Annotated in this window: 12 protein-coding genes; 4 read left to right on the top strand and 8 right to left on the bottom strand. The window is 41.7% G+C overall.

The window, feature by feature from the left end:
• Positions 1-44: 44 nt before the first annotated feature.
• A complete protein-coding gene (locus GMA13_RS06560) occupies positions 45-647 on the top strand; it encodes a stage II sporulation protein R (protein ID WP_255883298.1) in 603 nt (200 codons plus the stop codon).
• Between the two features lie 146 nt (positions 648-793).
• On the opposite strand, the gene GMA13_RS06555 is transcribed toward GMA13_RS06560, so the two are convergent.
• The gene (locus GMA13_RS06555) at positions 794-2,242 is read right to left on the bottom strand and encodes a TrkH family potassium uptake protein (protein WP_255883297.1); all 1,449 of its coding nucleotides are present in this window, start codon (positions 2,240-2,242) and stop codon (positions 794-796) included.
• A 25-nt stretch (positions 2,243-2,267) separates the two neighbouring features.
• On the bottom strand, positions 2,268-3,626 hold the full coding sequence (gene trkA, locus GMA13_RS06550; RefSeq protein WP_255883296.1) for a Trk system potassium transporter TrkA: 1,359 nt from the start codon (positions 3,624-3,626) through the stop codon (positions 2,268-2,270).
• Between the two features lie 267 nt (positions 3,627-3,893).
• On the opposite strand from trkA, the gene GMA13_RS06545 reads away from it, so the two are divergent.
• From GMA13_RS06545 to ade, 3 genes are read left to right on the top strand one after another with little or no spacing between them, the layout of a single operon-like run.
• Complete coding sequence (locus GMA13_RS06545; RefSeq protein WP_255883295.1) at positions 3,894-7,196, top strand: PD-(D/E)XK nuclease family protein; 3,303 nt, start codon at positions 3,894-3,896, stop codon at positions 7,194-7,196.
• 2 nt (positions 7,197-7,198) lie between these two features.
• Positions 7,199-10,717 (top strand): helicase-exonuclease AddAB subunit AddA, encoded by a 3,519-nt coding sequence (addA, locus tag GMA13_RS06540; protein ID WP_255883294.1) that lies wholly within the window; start codon positions 7,199-7,201, stop codon positions 10,715-10,717.
• Between the two features lie 5 nt (positions 10,718-10,722).
• The gene (ade, locus tag GMA13_RS06535; protein WP_255883293.1) at positions 10,723-12,414 is read left to right on the top strand and encodes an adenine deaminase; all 1,692 of its coding nucleotides are present in this window, start codon (positions 10,723-10,725) and stop codon (positions 12,412-12,414) included.
• Between the two features lie 43 nt (positions 12,415-12,457).
• On the opposite strand, the gene GMA13_RS06530 is transcribed toward ade, so the two are convergent.
• The 6 genes from GMA13_RS06530 to trxA form a co-directional block, all read right to left on the bottom strand.
• Positions 12,458-12,913, bottom strand: coding sequence for a DUF3021 domain-containing protein (locus tag GMA13_RS06530; RefSeq protein WP_255883292.1), 456 nt, complete (start codon positions 12,911-12,913; stop codon positions 12,458-12,460).
• A 13-nt stretch (positions 12,914-12,926) separates the two neighbouring features.
• Entirely contained in the window at positions 12,927-13,367 is a 441-nt protein-coding gene (locus GMA13_RS06525) for a LytTR family DNA-binding domain-containing protein (RefSeq protein ID WP_255883291.1), read from the bottom strand.
• 123 nt (positions 13,368-13,490) lie between these two features.
• A complete protein-coding gene (locus GMA13_RS06520) occupies positions 13,491-14,549 on the bottom strand; it encodes an FkbM family methyltransferase (protein WP_255883290.1) in 1,059 nt (352 codons plus the stop codon).
• Between the two features lie 8 nt (positions 14,550-14,557).
• On the bottom strand, positions 14,558-15,373 hold the full coding sequence (locus GMA13_RS06515; protein ID WP_255883288.1) for a putative RNA methyltransferase: 816 nt from the start codon (positions 15,371-15,373) through the stop codon (positions 14,558-14,560).
• Between the two features lie 101 nt (positions 15,374-15,474).
• The gene (locus GMA13_RS06510) at positions 15,475-18,096 is read right to left on the bottom strand and encodes a cation-translocating P-type ATPase (RefSeq protein WP_255883287.1); all 2,622 of its coding nucleotides are present in this window, start codon (positions 18,094-18,096) and stop codon (positions 15,475-15,477) included.
• A 236-nt stretch (positions 18,097-18,332) separates the two neighbouring features.
• On the bottom strand, positions 18,333-18,647 hold the full coding sequence (gene trxA, locus GMA13_RS06505; protein WP_255883286.1) for a thioredoxin: 315 nt from the start codon (positions 18,645-18,647) through the stop codon (positions 18,333-18,335).
• Positions 18,648-18,649: the final 2 nt, after the last annotated feature.

Here is an 18,649-nt window from a genome sequence, read left to right as displayed (position 1 = left end):
CTGCCCATAATCAAGATGAATATTCTTGAAAGGGCAGATTTTTTATGAGAAAATTTTTTACTTCACATTTTTTTTCAAAGGTGGTGATAACGCTGTTTGTATTTTGCCTGTTGTCAAGCTGCGTTCAGTTTTCGGCTCAGTGCAGTGAAATATCTGACAAGGTACTCAGACTTCATATTCTCGCTAATTCCGACAGCGAAGCTGACCAGCAGCTAAAGCTAAAACTGCGTGACAGACTGCTTGAAAATTCGCAGGAGCTTTTGGGACAGCCCCTATCAAAGAACGACGCAATATTCTGCGCTCAAAGCAAAATCGGGGATATTGAAAAATTCTGCAACACCGAGTTTCAGAGAATGGGCAGTGGCTATAAGGCTCACTGTGAAGTTATAAATATGTACTTCAACACAAGAACTTACGGCAGCAGTACAATGCCGGCAGGTTTTTATGACGCCTTGAGAATTACAATAGGTAAGGGCGAAGGCAGAAATTGGTGGTGCGTACTGTTTCCGCCGATATGCTTAAGCGGCGCAGTAGAGGAACAGGAGGTTTTCAGCGCTGACGACGAGAATATATTGAATAACGAACAGGAGTACGAGTTTCAGTTCAAGGTTGTTGAGGTGTTTGATTATATAAAATCCTTGTTTTAGAAAGCTAAATCACACATTATGCAAAAGTCCCACTTCACTGTCTGCTTACTGCGCAGTAGAGAAGTGGGATGCAATTGTTTAGATAAATAAAACGTTTGCTTTAACGCTTTCTCGATAAAGCCTAAAAGCTATAAACAGCTGTGCATTTACCCATTCTTCTTCCAAGCAGCCGGAAAGAACAGCAGAATAATCGGGAAAAGCTCAAGTCTGCCTGCAATCATTGTAAACGAGAAAACGTACTTTGAAAGCGGAGAGAAAGCCGAGTAGTTGCCGGTTGGGCCTACAAGCGAGAAGCCCGGTCCTGTGTTGTTAATTGTAGCAGCCACGGAAGTAAAGTTTGTCACAAAGTCGAAATTATCAAGTGAGATTATAAGGAATGTTGTAAAGAACAGCATAACATAAATTACAAAGAAAACGAACACGCTTCTCAGTGTTTCGTGCGAAAGCTTTTTGCCGTCCATTTTAACCGCACGAACAGTGTGAGGGTGAACAATCAACGCAAGCTCCTTTTTGACCTCCTTGAACAGAATAATTACTCTTGAAATCTTAAAGCCGCCGCCTGTGCTTCCTGCACAAGCACCTAAGAATGTAAGGATAAGAATAATAGCCTTGCTGAATTCGGGCCATTGGTTAACGTCGCCAATTGAAAAACCTGTTGTTGTAATAATCGAAGAAACATAGAAGAAGCTCTGGTGGAATGAATCGAACAGCGACGGATATTGACTGCTGATATTAATGGTAATAGCAACAGTTGAAAGAGCAATTATGCCGAGATAAACCCAAACCTCGGTAATATGCAGCGACTGCTTAAATTTGCGTGCCAAAATAAGCAGATAAAACGAGAAGTTAAGACCGAACAGCATCATAAATACTGCGATAACGCCCTGTAAATAATAGCTGTCATATGCTGCAATTCCTGCGTTGCGTATACCAAATCCGCCCGTTCCTGCGTTTGAAAGGCTTGTGTTGATTGCATCAAATATTTCCATACCGCCGCAGATGAGCAAAATGAACTCAAGCACTGTAAGACCCAAATATACTGAATAGAGTATTGCGGCGTAATCTCTTATTTTCGGCGTTACCTTGCCGAAAATCGGACCGGGGCTTTCAGCTTTCATAAGGTACATATTCTGCTGACCGCCAACCTTTGGTATGATAGCCAGCAAAAACACCAAAACGCCCATACCGCCAAGCCAAACGGAAAAGCACCGCCAGAAGTTCATACAATGACTGAGGTTTTCAACCTGGGTCAGCGCCGATGCTCCTGTTGTTGTAAATCCGGACACCGTTTCAAAAAAGGCGTCCTCATAGTGTGGAATTTCGCCGCTTAAAAAATACGGCAGAGAGCCGGCGAAGGATAAAACAAGCCACGATAAAGCGGTTGATATAAACCCTTCTTTTTGATACATAGTCATTTTTTTCGGCTTTTTAAAAACAAACAGAAAGCCGATTAGAGCAAGAGCAAGACCAATTACTAAAAAATATAATCCGTTCTTCTCACTGTAAATCAAACCGACAAGGGCAGGCAGCTGCATAGCCGCACCCTCGACTATCAAAATCCAACCTAAAATATATAAAACTATACGCTTATTCATATACTTTATTACTACCCTCGTTTAATTATTTAAGAATATCATTAAGCTGTGACAAGCCCTTGTGCTTTGTCACAACAATTACCGTATCGTGAAGCTCAATAGTATCAAGACCTGACGGCCTGATGATTTTGCCGCTTCTGTTAATGCAGGCAATCTGCAAATCGTCTTTTAAGCGCAAATCCTTAAGTGGAATACCCGTAACCTTCGATTCCTCTTTAACTCTGAATTCAAGCGCCTCAACGTCATTATTTTCAGAGATGTTATACAGGGTTTCAACGCTGCTGCCGAGTGAGTTCTGCATTGAGCGAACGTATTTTGCAATCTGTTCGCCGGCTAAGTGCTTAGGATTTATTATCGAGTCAAGCTTTAAGCTGTCAACAATTGAGCTGAAGGACTCGTTGTTAATTTTTGTAATAATTTTGGCATTCGATATTTTTCTTAAATAAATTGAGATAAGAATGTTCTCTTCGTCATTGTTCATTAGCGCAACAATTCCCGTTGCGTTTTCAACGCCCTCAGCCGCCATAAGCTCCAAGTCCATACAGTTGCCGTTGATTATTTCTGCGTCGTGCAGCATTTCGGCAAGTGTTTCACAGCGCTGCTTGTTTTTTTCGATAATCTTTACGTCAACGCCTGCTTTAATTAAAAAGTCGGCAAGATAAAAGGCAGTTTTACTGCCGCCTAATATAACAACGCTGCGGCTGCGTGAGGTTATAAGCCCAAGCTTTTTAAGAATTTTGTTTGCGTCGGAAGATGATGCAAGCAGTGAAATTTTATCATTCGGGTATATAACAAAGTCGCCGTTTGGAATAAAGGTCTCGCCGTCTCTTTCAACGGTGCAGATTCTTACTTTGCCCTTGAAAAAGTCAGCAGTAGATTTAACCTCAACATTCGACAAAAAAGAATTTTCCGGAACATTGATTTTTATAAGCTCTACAACACCTTTTGCAAATGTGTCAATCTCAATAGCGCCGGGAAATTTAAGAAGTCTGTCAATTTCTCTTGCACAGTTCAGTTCCGGATTAATTGACAGTGAAAGACCAAGAATATCCTTTACCCTCGGCAAATCATTTGTGTATTCGGGATTTCTCACTCTGGCAATTGTGTGCTTTACTCCGGCACTTCTTGCAAGCAGACAGCAGTAAATGTTCAGTTCGTCTGCGCCTGTTACTGCAATAATCAAATCTGTGCTTTCTATTTCTGCTTCTTGAAGTGTTTCATACGAAGCACCGTTGCCCTCTATTCCCATAAGGTCTATTGAGCTTGTAAGATTTTCAACGGCATGCGGATTATTGTCAATTACAACAATATGATGTCCCTCGTCATTTAATTCACGGGCGATAGTTGAACCGATTTTACCGCATCCGACTATAATTATTTTCACTTTTATCCCTCACAACCGAAATAAAGTATTTATTGTCTGTCGGAAAACAGACTAAGAACAATATCACTATCATACTATGTATTGGCAAAAAAATCAAGAAATTATAGACTTATATGTTGTAAAATTTACAAAACAGCATAAAGCAGTCCATAATCAGAAACACCGCCTGCTTCTTTGTATCTTTCGCTGTCATTTGCTTGCAGGTAAGAATCATATGTGATAAAATATATCAAGAAAAATGTATTTTTTTATTGATAAGGTGATGGAATGTTAAGGCTTATATTCGGAAGAAGCGGAACAGGCAAAACCGATTATATTATAAATCATTTGTGTAGGTTAGCGCAGGACGGAGAGGATAGCCTTATTCTTTTAGTTCCTGAGCAGCACAGTTTTGCAAGCGAGAAAAAAATAGTTGACAGAATAGGTCCACGGCTTGCACGCAGAATAAGCGTATTAAGCTTTAAAAGAATTGCAGACGCTGTTTTCAGGAAAAGCGGAGATTTTCCGCAAAAGCCGATAGACGACGGAATGAAAAACATCTTTATGTCGCTTGCTCTTAAGGAATGTGGCGACAATCTCTCGCTTTACCATAATCAGATTGGGAGAGCCGACTTTATTCCGGTAATACTCAACACAGTAAATGAGATGAAAAGCTGTGCCTTAACAAGCAATATAATGTCAGGCTTTGGTGCAAAGGCAGGAAACGAAACTCTGAGTAAAAAGCTCAGTGATGTTGCACTTATTTCTTCAACCTACAATGCGCTTTTAAATCAGGCATATTCTGACCCTCTTGATACCCTCACTCTTATTTACAATAAGCTTTTGGAAAATAATATTTTTGCCGATTTAATAATAGCTCTTGACGGCTTCAGCGGCTTTACAAGGCAGGAGCTAATGATAATTGAGGTGTTGATGTGTGGAGCAAAAGAAATGCTGCTGACCCTGTGCGGCAGTAAATTTGATTTTGACAGCGACAGCGACACTTTCAGAATAACAAAGGAAACAAAAAAGTCGATAACTGAGCTTGCCAAAAAAAACGGCGTTTCCGTTATGACTCCGGTTGAACTTACACGCAACTACCGCTTTAATAATACTGCGATAGCTATGCTTGAGAAGAATATGTATTCATCAAGCGAGGTGACAGAGGATTGCTCATCTGATGGTGTTACCGTATATCGTGGTATTACAATTTATGATGAATGTGATTATACTGCAAGTGAAATTAAAAGGCTTGTTACAGAGGAGGGCTATAAATACTCTGACATTGCGGTAATCGCAAGAAATCTTTCACCATATAAGGGAATAATCGGCAGAGCCTTTGACAAAAACGGTATCTCATATTATATGGAAAATCCTAAGCCTCTGATGCGAAAATCACTTGCGCAGTATCTTGTTTCAATACTTGATACAGTGTGCAGCGGCTTTTCCACCGAGCATATTTTCAAAATGCTGAAAACAGGTTATACAGCGCTTACCGAGGAAGAAATTTTTGCGCTTGAAAACTATACATATATTTGGAATATAAGCGGTTCTAAGTGGCTTTCACCGTTTACCCAGAATCCCGAAGGCTTTAAGGACAGCTTTTCGGAAAGTGATAAAATAAGTCTTGAAAAAATCGAAGCGGCAAGGAAAAAATGTATTGAGCCTTTGGTTAAATTCCGTGACAGCATAAAGGATAAATCAGGCGGAGAGATTACACGTCAGCTTTATTATATGCTTGAAAGCCGAACCGTAAGGCTTGCCTTAAAGGCGGAGGAGAAGGACTGTATTGCACAGAACGATACCCTGCGCTTGCAGGAGCTTGACAGAATATGGGATATGCTGATTGAAAGCCTTGACCGGATATACTTCGGCTTAGATGACGTTATGTTAAGCCTGCGTGAATACACAGATCTTTTCAAGCTTTATATGAGCTCGGCTGATATATCCTACATTCCGCAGAGTCTTGACGAGGTGACAGTAGGCACAGCTGACAGAATCAGAACGGATTCACCCCGGGTAGTGTTTATGCTCGGCTGTATTCAGGACGAGTTCCCGAAAATTCCGACAGCAGCAGGAATTTTTACAGACAATGAACGCTGTGTTCTGCGTGAGCAGGGACTTGGTCTTTATGATTCAGTAAGGCAACTTGCTGCAAACGAGCTTTTCTATGTTTACACATCGGTTTCAGCACCGAGCGAGAGGCTTTACGCAAGCTTTTACACACAGTCATTATCTGGGGAAGAACGCAAGGAATCGTCAATTATTCGTGAGATAATCGGCATACTGAAAATAACAAACTGTGATAATAATTATATTATAGAAAAGCACGACGGTTCGCTTATACGCAGTCAGATGTCTGCCTTTGAATTTTTGGCTTCAAACTTTACTGAGGAAAGCAGCACCGTTTCAAAATTAAAGGAGTATTTTTTAAACAGCGACAAGGGTGCAGTTGTCAGAAAAATTGACTCTATGCTAAAAAAGGAACCTCTTGAAATAGACTCGGAGCCGATTGCGAGAAAGCTGTTCGGCGGTCAAAATATAAACCTGTCTGCTTCCCAAATTGAGAAGTTCTATCTTTGTCCGTATCAATATTTTTGCACTTATGGCTTGAACATAAAGGAGCGCAAAAAGGCAGAGATTAACGCCGCCGAATTTGGTACTCTTGTTCACTATATATTGGAAGTTCTGCTGAGCAAACACACTGTTGCAGAGCTATATAATATGATTGAGCAAAAAAGCCTCGGTACTGAAATTAAAGCCATAATTAAAGCATACCTTGAAAGCTACCTTGGCGGTGAGCAGGACAAGACAAGCAGATTTATGTACGGCTTGAGCCGCATTAAAAAGGGCGCTGAAATATTGGTAACCCATATAATATCCGAGCTTATGTCCTGCGGCTTTGACCCGCTTTGCTGCGAGCTGAAAATCGACTATAAGAATAATGACGGTGATATTGAGCCTATGACAATTACTCTTGACGATGGAACAGCCGTAAGTGTAAGGGGTAAGGTGGACAGGGTTGACAAGCTTGAAAAGGATGGAAATTTCTATATCAGAATTGTGGACTATAAATCGGGAAAAAAGGAATTCAAGATAAACGATATAAACTTCGGTCTTAACCTGCAGATGCTTATTTATTTAAAGGCAATTACGCAAAACGGCGAAAAAAGGTTTGAGCATAAAATCACTCCGGCAGGCGTTTTGTATATGCCGTCGGCACCAAATCTTGTTTCGCACACTCAAGGAGAGGATGAAATAGACAAATCGTATGCAATGGACGGTGTTATTGTTGATGACAGCGGGGATATTGTGGAAACTATGAAAAAAGACGGTAAGTATGTAAAAACTAAAACCGTTATTACGCAAAATGAGCTTAAGGTATACTTTGATAAAATAGACACGTTGATAATACATATGGTTAACTCTTTAATCGGCGGTAAGGTCAACGCTGTGCCTGTTAAGTCGTATGACCACGACGCTTGCAAATATTGTCCATATTCAAGCTGTTGCGGCTATGAAAACGGAATGGACAGCGTAAACCTTAAGGACTTATCAAAATCACCTGTGTATAACGGCGAGGAGGCGTAATTATGGCGAGAGAATGGACTCCTGCGCAAAAGGACGCAATATATGCCAAGGGTGGCGCAGTTATAGTTTCAGCAGCGGCAGGCTCCGGAAAGACGGCGGTGCTTGTTGAGCGTGTTATCAGCAGAATCACCGACCCCGAAAACAAAATAGATATTGATAAGCTGCTTATCGTAACCTACACAAAAGCGGCTGCTGCTGAGATGAGAGAGAGAATATCAGCTCAGCTTGAGCTGCTGTCAAAGAAATTTCCGAGCGAGGCATATTACCGCCGACAGCTTATGCTGCTGCCGAAAGCAAATATCAGCACAATTCACAGCTTTTGCGGCAATGTGATAAAGGAGAATTTCTATCTTCTTGAGGATATTCCGTCGGATTACAAAATAGGCGATGAAAGCGTTCTTGCTGTTATAAAAAATCAAGCTGTTGAAAATGTAATTGAAAGACTTTACGACAGTGAGGATGAGGGTTTCCGATATATGGCTGACTGCTTCAGCACAGCCAAGGGAGAATATAATCTTAAATCCACCGTACTTGATATATATGAGTTCTTGTGTTCACAGCCTTTCCCTGATAAATGGATGAGTGACGTTGAGGCTGATTATTCAATTGACAGTGTTTCGCAAAGTATATGGGGCAGAGCAATTCTTGGCGAGGCAAGGCTTGCCGCTGAGTTCCTCACGGACAAGGCGAATGAATGTTTAAGCTTGTTTGAAAGATATCCGGAAATAGGCGCCGGCTTCGGCGAGGTATTAGAGAGCGAATATAAGGCGCTTGCAGATGAATTTTTCTGTCTTGTTAAAGCTGAGGATTGGGACGGATTGTATAAGTTTTCAAGCACAGAACACAAATTCAGCAGACTCTCGGCGGCAAAAGGATATGCTAAGAACCCGACAAAAATAAAAATAGCAAATATCTGCGCTATGATAAAAAAGGAATTAACTAATAATATTCCTAAGCTTTTTATATGCAGCAGCGAGCAATACTCAACAGCAACGGCAATTGTTCGTCCTGCCATTTCGGCGTTGTTCAAGACGGTAAAACTCTTTACGGAAGAATATGCAAGACTTAAAAAGGAGGAGAGCCTGGCGGATTTCTCTGACCTTGAGCATTGGACTGTTCGTCTTTTATATAATAACGGTCAGATAACCGACCTTGCCCGCAAGCTGTCGGATTCATATGACGAGGTTATGGTTGACGAATATCAGGATGCAAACGAGGTGCAGGATTTAATATTTACAAGCGTGAGTGACAATGGCAGAAAACTCTTTGTAGTCGGCGACGTAAAGCAAAGTATATATCGCTTCCGTCAGGCTAACCCTGAGCTTTTTTTACGCCGAAAAAATAATTATCAGCCGTATGACAGGGAGCTTGATAATTACCCGGCAAAAATTGTGCTTGATAAGAATTTCAGAAGTCGAAGCGGCATTACTGAAAATGTAAACTTTATCTTTTCAAAGCTTATGTCGCCACAGGCAGGAGATATGTATTACCTCAATGAAGATAAGCTTGTGTGCGGCGCAACATACAGTGAGGACAATACCCCCGACTGTACGCTTGATATGCTTTTTACCCCGAATAAATTGGAAGTTACAGCTTATATGGCAGAGGCACGGCTGATATCAAACAGAATCATTCAAATGAAGCAGGATTTCAAGGTGGAAGAAAACGGAGTGAAAAGAGAAGCAAGATACAGCGACTTTGCAATTTTACTTCGCAACAACACACACGCTCTTGATTATCTCAGCGTGTTGAACGCAGGAGGAATCCCTGCACAATGCAGCAGCTCAGACAACTTCCTTGATACTGTGGAAATTTCTATTATTATTTCGTTGCTCAAGGTTATCAGCAATCCTCTTCAGGATGTACCGCTTTTAAATGTTATGACAAGCCCGATTTTCGCCTTTACTCCGACGGAGCTTGCGAAAATCAGAGCAGAAAACCGCCGTGAGCCGCTGTATGCGTCAGTTTCAAAATTTGCCGCAAACGGAGATAAGCATTGCAAGGAGCTTTGCGATGCGCTTAAAAGCTTTAGAAATCATTCAACCACCTGCAGCCTTTCGGAGCTGCTTGAAGAAATATACTCAAAAACTGCTTATCTATTGCTTGTTTCCTCAACTGAGGGAGGACAGCTAAAGCTTAATAACCTTAGACTTTTTCAGCAGTACACAGCCGACTATGATGAATCAGGAGGTAGCCTTTCATCATATATCCGATACCTTGACAAGCTGATTGAGCAGAGCGTCGAGCTTAAGGCAGCTAAGGCTGACAGCGAGATAAGTCGGGTAAGAATAATGACAATACACAGCTCAAAGGGGCTTGAATTTCCGGTGTGCTTTGTTGCCGGAATATCTTCGCAGAAGCACTATGACGCTTCACAGCTTTTAATGCACCCAAAGCTCGGTGTAGGTGCGGCTGTCAATTATATCGACGGACCGTATAAGCTTGAAACAGTCCAGAAGCAGGCTGTAAAAATGCAGCAGGATATAGATGAAATATCAGAGGAGCTTCGTGTTCTGTATGTTGCGCTTACAAGGGCAAAGGAAAAGCTTTTTATGCTCGCCTCATTCCGCAGCGGCGACGTCAAAAAAACGCTGAATGAGCTTTATTCTAAGCTTGATTGTGAAAACGGAAAAATTCACCCGTATGTAGTTCGCAATTTTTCTACAGCAGCACAGAGGCTTGCAGCCTGTGCGATACTGTACGGTGCAAACAGTAATCTGTCAGATATTCTTGAACAGCCGTGCAAACCGTTTGACGGCAAGACGGAGGACTTTTGGAAAACTGAAATATATATGGGCAATGAAATTGCCGAACAATTCCTTGAGATAGAGGAAAAGCCGGACAACAACATTAATATTTCATTTGAAGAAATAAAGCGCAGGCTTTCACTTGAATATAACAACAACGCTCTTACGAAAATACCCGTTAAGGTTTCGGTGTCCGACATTGCTCATAAAGACGACAGCAGAACACATTCCTTCTCAGCACGTCCTGCGTTTTTGGCGGATGAAAAAATGACGGCGGCTCAAAAGGGCACTGCAATTCACACTCTTATGCAGTTTGCCGACTACAAAGCCTTTTCCGAAAACCCGCAAGCTGAGATTGAGCGCCTGGTAAGCAAAAGGTTTATAACGCAGGCGCAGGCTGATATAGTTGATACGCAAAAGGTTTTAAACTGCCTTAACACTCCGATTATGCAAAGTTTTTTGTATGGTGATGAAACCTTCCGAGAATATCGGTTCACCGTCAAAATAAAGGCGAAGGATATTTTTGATGATAACGAGCTTTCGGATAATGACGAACTAATTTTGCAGGGCGCCGTTGACTGTGCTTTTGTGGAAAACGGAAGATTGGTAATAATCGACTATAAAACAGACAGAGTAAAAAATATGAACGAGCTTAAAAGTAAATACGCCGAGCAGCTCAGGCTTTACAGCTACGCTATGAAGCTGTCAACAGGTTTTGAGGTGTCACGCTGCGTTATATATTCCTTTGAGCTTAATGATATAATAGAGGTATGATTGCTATGAATAATATTGAAAAAAGAAAACAGCTTATAGAAACAGCCGCAGGCAGACGAAAAGCTGAGCTTGTGTTCAAAAACGTAAAGTATCTTAATGTTTTTACAAATGAGTTTGTAACAGCCGATGTTGCGGTTGCCGGCGGTTTTATTGCAGGTATAGGTGAATACAACGGCGAAAAAGAGCTTGACTGCACAGGAAAGAGCCTTGTGCCGGGCTTTATTGACAGCCACATTCACCTTGAAAGCTCCATAGTATCACCGAAAAGCTTTGCTCAGGCGGTGTCTGCTCACGGAACAACAGCGGTTGTAACCGACCCGCACGAAATAACAAACGTGCTTGGAACAAATGGAATTAATTATATGCTCAGCGCAACAGAAAACCTCCCGATAGATGTATTTTTTGTTGTTCCGTCCTGTGTTCCTTCAAGTCCGTTTGACGAAAACGGTGCTGTGATTAACCACTGTGATACAGAGCAATATATGAAAAATCCACGTGTTCTCGGACTTGCCGAGATGATGAATTTCCCTGCGACAATCGGTGGAGATGAAGAGATTATTAAAATGATACTTTCAGCCGAAAACGAGGGAAAAGCTGTTGACGGTCACGCACCGGGTTTGAGCGGCAAGAGCCTGAATGCATATGTTGCCGCAGGTGTAATGTCCGACCATGAATGTACCACAACGCAGGAGGCACTTGAAAAGCTGTCAATCGGGCAATACATTATGATAAGACAGGGGACGGCAAGCAAAAACCTTGATGAGCTTACTTCACTGCTTAAAGCTGATACCTGCTCAAGATGCCTGTTCGCAACAGATGACAAGCATCCGGGTGAGCTTGTAAGCAGCGGACACATTGATTATATAATTAAGAAGGCTATTGAAGGCGGTGTTAAGGCAGAAATTGCGTACAAGGTCGCCTCGTTTAATTCAGCTCAGTATTTTAATTTGCCAAAACGTGGAGCCGTTGCGCCGGGATATATTGCTGATTTGGTCCTGCTCGACGATATAAACAGCGTTGGGATTGACAGCGTATATAAAAACGGTGTAAAGCTTGAACCTTTTGCTGAAATTCCGTCTGCCAAAATTGACAGTAAACTTGACTACCTCGCACGGCACACTATGAATACAGCAAAAATCACCGCAGATTTACTTAGAATAAAAAACAGTACAAAGGTGATAGGTCTGATAAGCGGTCAGATAGTCACAGCCGATGAGGGAGAGGCAAGCGGAATTGACGTGGCTAACGATATATTAAAGGTATGTGTAGTTGAACGTCACAAAAACACAGGCCATATTGGCGTTTGCTATATCAAAGGCTACGGATTAAAATCAGGTGCGGTAGCCACAAGTATAGCGCATGATTCGCACAATATTATTGCAGTCGGAACGAATGACAGCGATATTGCGGCAGCTGTTAACGGCATAATTGATATGTGCGGCGGAATGATTGTAATCAATAATCAAGAGATTGTAGAAAGCCTGGAGCTTGATATAGCCGGACTGATGACCGATAAGCCAATAAATCAGGTGGCGGAAAATATAGCTCAGCTTAAAGGCGCAGCGTATTCTCTCGGAGTTAATACGAACATAGACCCTTTTATGACGCTCTCATTTGTCAGCCTGCCTGTTATTCCGCATATCAAGCTTACAAGCCTTGGCGTTGTTGACGTTGATAAATTTGAATTAATAAAATAAATAAACAAGCCGGACGAATTAACCGTCCGGCTTACGCTTATTATCAGCTCTTTTCTGAAAGCTTCTCATTCATTTTCTTTAATTTTATTCTCCAGTATATTGTCATGAAAATAAATACAAGAATATATATGAATATAAAAATCGCAATGTAAGAAAAAACTCCCCAGAAGCTGTGCTCCATCCAGTGGCATATATATGCTATCGGCAGCGTTGACAATGACAGACACAAAAAGTGGATAACCGTCTGCATTAAAAACCCGATTTTTTCAGATGCAAACACAAGAGAGCTTGCCGAGCAAACAAACCCAAACACACCGCCGAGCAGATATTGGAGTGCCGCCGCATTTATCTCGTTGCCGCACTGTTCAATGAATTGCGGAACAATAGGGTAATATTTTCCGTCACCTATGCAGTATGAAATTATCACAGGAATCATTACAGTGATGAATACGCCAATGAAAAAACCGCCGGTACCTCTTAAAATAACTTTTTTTGCCATGCTTCTTACTCCTTTATATCCCTAAAATTTTTTTAAGTTTTGCCACATACCGCCGTGAGGTAAATGTGGTTTCGCCGTTTGTAAACTTAACGCAGATTGTGCCTGAAAGGCTTAAATCAAGGCTCTTGATTTTTTTCAGATTCACAATCTCTGAGTTTGAAATTCTCACAAAGCTGTTGCTGTCAAGTATTTGCTCAAATTCATAAAGCCGTTGCCTTGATAAGAACTCTCCGCTGTCGGTGCGTATCATCACCTTTTTATCAGCTGAATAAATCCTTACCAGTGACGCTACGTTGATTATCTCAACGCAACCATCCTTTATTCCGCTGACAATTTCATGATTGCTTGTTTTCAGTCTTTGTACAATCTCGCTCACCTCGTCTGTGATTACGTCGGTCACTATAATGACCTTTGGTGTTTTTCTGCTTTGGTCAAGCTTAATTTCTATTTCCATGGTTTTCCTCCTCCTGTGCTTACAGTATATGGCAACTGTAATGATATTTCTATTAAAAAGAGATAAGTGGTTGTTTTTAGCCGACAAACGGTAACCACTCCGCCAAAGCGGCGGAGTGGTTGTCTAAATACAGTATAAATTTGTATCCCACGAGGGAATATACGGGTGATGCCGAAGAAAAAAGCTGTAATCCGGGCGCAGTTCCTTGAGCATAAGCGGCAGCTTAAATATATCCTCACCACGGTGGTAAAGCGCTATGTTAAGCTTCGGCTTGCATTGCTTTATTGTTGTTTTAGCGCCAAGCAGCATCTCATACTCGCAGCCCTCAACATCAGCCTTAATATATGAAACATCTCTGCTGCTGTAAAGTTCGTCAACCGAAACGGATTTGACTTTTGCTCCGTTGTCTGAAACGGCAGACATTCTGCCACCTTTTTTGTCAAAGAATATTTCTGTGTTACTGCTCCACGCAGCCGCATTAAAGGCTTCAAATCTATCTAAACACGAGCAATGCTCCATAAGTTTTTTAAACGTTTTCGCATCAGGCTCAACTGCGGTAATACTGCTGTACTTTCCGTCGCAAAACCTTAAAAACTCGTCAATCGTGTCGCCTCTGTATGCGCCCAAATCAAGATAATTTTCGTCGTCAGCGAGCTTAAGGACATTCATAAAAACCTCATCCTTTTCGCTGTCTGCTGCAAAAAGATATTCAAGCCTGCCTGTGTAATTAAAACGCACTATGTTTTCGTAAACCCTGCGGGATTTTTCCTCTTTGAACAACTCATAAGCCGCTTGAAGCTTGTCGCTGTTTTGGCGCACAAAATTCTTATCAAAGAAGTTATTGCCAAACACAGGTGCAGTCGGCGCTATAACGGTGTGCCTTTTTGCAATATTTTTAATGTTGTCAATTACATCGGTTCTTTGTGTTCCAAAGCCGATTAGTATTATAAAGTCGTCAAGTTCCTGTTCAATTTCAAGTAAACGCTTAACCCTTTTCCCATGAAAGCTCTGACCCCTTACAAAATCATCGCTTGCAAAAAAATCAGTTACGCTTATTCCGTATTTGTCAAGCCTGTTTATTATAACGTCTGCTCCGTTTCCCATACCGTATATAACTACCGGCAAGCCGCTTTGACTTATGTATTCCCAGGAGGATATTTCGTTTTTCAGTAAGTCTGTCATTTTATCCCTCAATGCTTTTTGTAAATCAAAACAGAGAATTCAACTGGTGTTTTTAAGCTCTGTATGCCGTTAAGCTTAGCTTGATCCTGTTTTGATGTTTTATAGTAATACGGCGTCATTTTGAATAAATTGTCAATGCTTTCGATGCTTTTCAGTTCAAGCGTGTATTTTACCTCAATGTTTTCAACAAGCGTAAAGCCGTCAATGTTTACTTCCTCGGTTGGGTTTTTGTACGGCTTGTCATAAACCTTTTCCTTAAGACCGAACAGGTGATTTTCAAGAGGAATTACTCTGAATAAATATCCGCCGCACTTTAGAATTCTTGCGTATTCGTCGACTGCAAAAGGGGAGAAAACGTTTAAAATTGCATCTGTGCTTAAATCGGCAAACGGCATTGAGAACACGCTGGCAATCGCAAGCCTTAAATTACTTTTTCTCTTAGCACCAAAAATAACCGCGTCTTTTGAAATGTCAATTCCTGCTATGTCAAGCTGTTTGCTGTAAAGCTTCTCGGCAATGTATGAGCTGTAGCAACAATCTCCGCAGCCTGCGTCGATAATAGACGCCTTATCAGGCAAATATCTGTTAACTGCGTCGCATAGTCTTTCCATCAGCGGCGCATAGTACCCGTCGTTTAAAAACTCATATCTTGCACGTACCATCAGCTTGTCATCACCATGGCGTTTAAGCTTTGATTGCTGGCTTTGCAGCAGATTTACATAGCCCTGCTTTGCAACGTCAAAGCAGTGACCTTTTTCGCATTTGTAGGTTTTGCCGTCTGTATATAAAAAATTGCCGCACACCGGGCAGCTGAAGTTCAGCATTAATGCTCCGCCTTTCGTTTGTTATAGTAAATACGGTAATATATTACCATATTATCAGAAACAAAACAATAAGGCTGCGTGTGCGGCAAATGAAATTAAATTTAACGTTTAAATGAATCTCTTATAACCTTGCAAATCTGAATGATAATTGTCGGAGCTAATGCGAACAGCAGCACATAAAGAAGCTGCAATAAACTCAGCGGCGCAACTGTAAATATCGACTGAAGCGGCGGAATGAACAGCACAAGGGAAAGAAGTATAACGCCGAGTGCGAAAGCTCCAAGGCTCCATGGGTTGCTTGTGAAACCAAGCTTGAATATCGACTTGCTGCTGCGGCAGTTGAAACCATGGAAAAGCCTTGCAAGAGTGAGAGTTGCGAAAGCCATTGTCATAGCCGTGAGCTTGCCGCCTGTGGAAAATCCAATGTGATAGCTGCTCATTGTGAAGATTGCAATAAGTCCTCCGATACCCAAAAGCTTAAGCATAAACTCTTTGGTAAGAATCCCCTCTTTGGGATCTCTCGGCTTTTGGTTAAGCAAACCTCGCTCCGCAGGCTCCATGCCGATTGCAATAGCAGGAAGTGAGTCGGTCAGCAGGTTAATGAACAGCAGGTGTACCGGCGCAAAGGGAACAGGCAGACCCGGAATGAATGAGGCGAGAATTGACACATAAAGCACCGACAAAATAGCCGCCATATTGCCCGAAAGCAGGAATTTGATTGCATTTTTTATGTTCCTGTAAACATTTCTTCCGTTTGTAACAGCCTTGATTATAGTGGCAAAGTTATCATCTGCCAGAATCATTGATGCTGCGTCCTTAGAAACCTCAGTTCCGGTAATTCCCATTGCAACGCCTATGTCAGCCTTTTTAAGCGCAGGCGCATCGTTTACGCCGTCGCCTGTCATAGCAACAATGCTGCCCTTGTTCTGCCATGCACTTACAATTCTTATTTTGTTTTCAGGAGATACCCTTGCGTACACCGAAATTTTCTCAATCTTTTCGTTAAGTTCCTCCTCGCTCATATTGTCAAGCTCACTGCCTGTTACGGAAATGTCGCCCTCGTTCCAAATGCCAATCTGCTTTGCAATGGCGGTGGCTGTAATTTTGTGGTCGCCCGTTATCATAACAGGCTTGATTCCTGCACGCTTAGCATCGGCAACTGCGTCAATGGATTCCTCCCTTGGTGGGTCAATCATAGAGATAAGACCGATAAAAGTAAAGCCATTTTCATTTTCAAGTGACAGCGTGAAATTATCCTCAACCTCTTTGTAAGCAAAGGCGAGAACTCTAAGGCCGTTGTTTGAAAACTCGAAATTCTGATTTGTAATGCTGTCGATGTCCTCTTTTGTAATCTTGCGTATTCCGTCTGATGTTCTTATGTGCGTTGTCCTGTCAAGCAGAACGTCAAGAGCACCCTTGGTGAGAACCGTTGGTACGCCGTGTAGCTTATACTTTGTACTCATAAGCTTTCTGTCTGAGTCAAACGGAATTTCCTCAAGTCTGTCGAGTGCGTCACGCACGAAGTTGTAATCAAGTTCAATTTTATCCGCCATTTCAAGCAAACAGAACTCGGTCGGGTCGCCAATGCCGTTTCCGTCAACAATAGATGAATCGTTCGACAAAATGGCATCGTAAAGCATATATCTGTGAAGCTGGTTTTTGATGTCAATTTCATCAGGGTTAATAACCTTGCCGTCAATATATAGCTGCTGAACAGTCATTTTGTTTTGTGTAAGAGTACCTGTCTTGTCTGAGCAGATTACCGATACACAGCCAAGGCTTTCAACCGCTTTTAAATCTTTGATGATAGCCTGTTCTTTGGCCATCTTTTGTGTGCCCATAGCCTGAACTATTGTAACAATTGAGCTTAAAGCCTCCGGAATAGCGGCAACAGCAAGAGCAACGGCAAACAGCAGGGAATCAAGTACGTGGCCCGACTGCCAATAGGTAAGACCGAAAACTATTGCGCAGATAATCATAATTACAATTGCAAGGCTGCTGCTGAATTTGTCAAGGCTTACCTGAAGCGGAGTTTTCTTTTCCTTAGTTGCATTCATAAGGCTTGCAATCTTGCCAATCTCGGTGTCCATACCTGTTGAGGTAACGGCAACAACGGCTCTGCCGTAGGTAACAAGGCTGCCCGAATAAACCATATTTGTTCTGTCGGCAAGCGGTATTTCGTCGGACAAATCTTCGTCGGATTTGTCAACGTTTGTCGATTCGCCTGTAAGTGAGCTTTCGTTCACCTGAAGCGAATAATTGTTCAGAATTCTTCCGTCTGCCGCAACAAGATCACCTGCTTCTAAAATCAGTATATCGCCGGGTACTACAAGCTTTGACGGAATTTCAATCTTAACTCCGTCACGCAAAACTTTTGCACTCGGAGATGACAAGTTCTTAAGACTTGCAAGCGATTTTGCAGCTTTCTCATGCTGTACTGTACCTAAAATTGCGTTTAGAACAATTACGGAAACAATAACGAGCATACTTTCAAGGTCGCCGGTTAATGCTGAAACTATTGCGGCGACAATAAGTATGATTACCAGCAAGTCAAGAAATTGCTCAAGAAAAACTCGCAGGGTGCTTTTTTTCTTTCCCTCAAGCAGGGCGTTTTCACCATTTTCCTTAAGCAAGGCATTAGCTTGCTCATTTGTTAAGCCGTTCTTGCTTGATTTAAGACGGCTCAGAATTTCCTTTTTCGGTATCAGATACCACGACTCCATAAAATTACCTCCTCAGTTTTGTATATATTAGGGGGTGGGGCAAAATAAAAGACTTTTATCACAAAAGGCTATGATACCTTAAGTGATAAAAGTCTTGCCATTTAAAATATGAGCGAATTGCTGAAAAGCAATTGTACTGACGCAGCATATTACAGTTATCTGCCGGCTACTCCCTTTTATGCATATATTATATATAAATTAAAAAACGGAATTTGTCAACCCTTTTTTAAAATATATTAAATAAGACTGTCTATTATTCCTGTGTAGCTGTCTATCGGCTTGAAACCGACCTCCACAGCCTTGTTTACTCCGTCCTTGAAAATTATAACGGTAGGAATACTTGCAACACCGAAGCTTGCGGCAAGTGAAGAGTTCTCGTCAACATTAATCTTTGCAACCTTAATTTTGCCGTCATAGTTATTGGCAATTTGCTCAATGAAAGGTGATAGCATCTTGCACGGACCGCACCAGTCTGCATAGAAGTCGACAAGAGTAACGCCACTGCTGATTAAATCCTTAAATTCTTCATTAGTTGGATGTAAAATTGCCATAG

Origin of the sequence: Ruminococcus sp. zg-924 (assembly GCF_024433635.1) — a bacterium.
Lineage (GTDB): Bacteria > Bacillota > Clostridia > Oscillospirales > Acutalibacteraceae > UBA7067.
Note: the sequence above shows the minus strand (reverse complement) of the source record. Positions and strands in the feature narration are given on the sequence as shown.

What these genes read in the sequence shown, in the direction of transcription:
- GMA13_RS06560 (WP_255883298.1), top strand. Translation starts at nt 45, where the DNA reads ATGAGAAAATTTTTTACTTCACATTTTTTTTCAAAGGTGGTGATAACG.
- GMA13_RS06555 (WP_255883297.1), bottom strand. Translation starts at nt 2,242, where the DNA reads ATGAATAAGCGTATAGTTTTATATATTTTAGGTTGGATTTTGATAGTC.
- GMA13_RS06545 (WP_255883295.1), top strand. Translation starts at nt 3,894, where the DNA reads ATGTTAAGGCTTATATTCGGAAGAAGCGGAACAGGCAAAACCGATTAT.
- addA (WP_255883294.1), top strand. Translation starts at nt 7,199, where the DNA reads ATGGCGAGAGAATGGACTCCTGCGCAAAAGGACGCAATATATGCCAAG.
- ade (WP_255883293.1), top strand. Translation starts at nt 10,723, where the DNA reads ATGAATAATATTGAAAAAAGAAAACAGCTTATAGAAACAGCCGCAGGC.
- GMA13_RS06530 (WP_255883292.1), bottom strand. Translation starts at nt 12,913, where the DNA reads ATGGCAAAAAAAGTTATTTTAAGAGGTACCGGCGGTTTTTTCATTGGC.
- GMA13_RS06525 (WP_255883291.1), bottom strand. Translation starts at nt 13,367, where the DNA reads ATGGAAATAGAAATTAAGCTTGACCAAAGCAGAAAAACACCAAAGGTC.
- GMA13_RS06520 (WP_255883290.1), bottom strand. Translation starts at nt 14,549, where the DNA reads ATGACAGACTTACTGAAAAACGAAATATCCTCCTGGGAATACATAAGT.
- GMA13_RS06515 (WP_255883288.1), bottom strand. Translation starts at nt 15,373, where the DNA reads ATGCTGAACTTCAGCTGCCCGGTGTGCGGCAATTTTTTATATACAGAC.
- GMA13_RS06510 (WP_255883287.1), bottom strand. Translation starts at nt 18,096, where the DNA reads ATGGAGTCGTGGTATCTGATACCGAAAAAGGAAATTCTGAGCCGTCTT.
- trxA (WP_255883286.1), bottom strand. Translation starts at nt 18,647, where the DNA reads ATGGCAATTTTACATCCAACTAATGAAGAATTTAAGGATTTAATCAGC.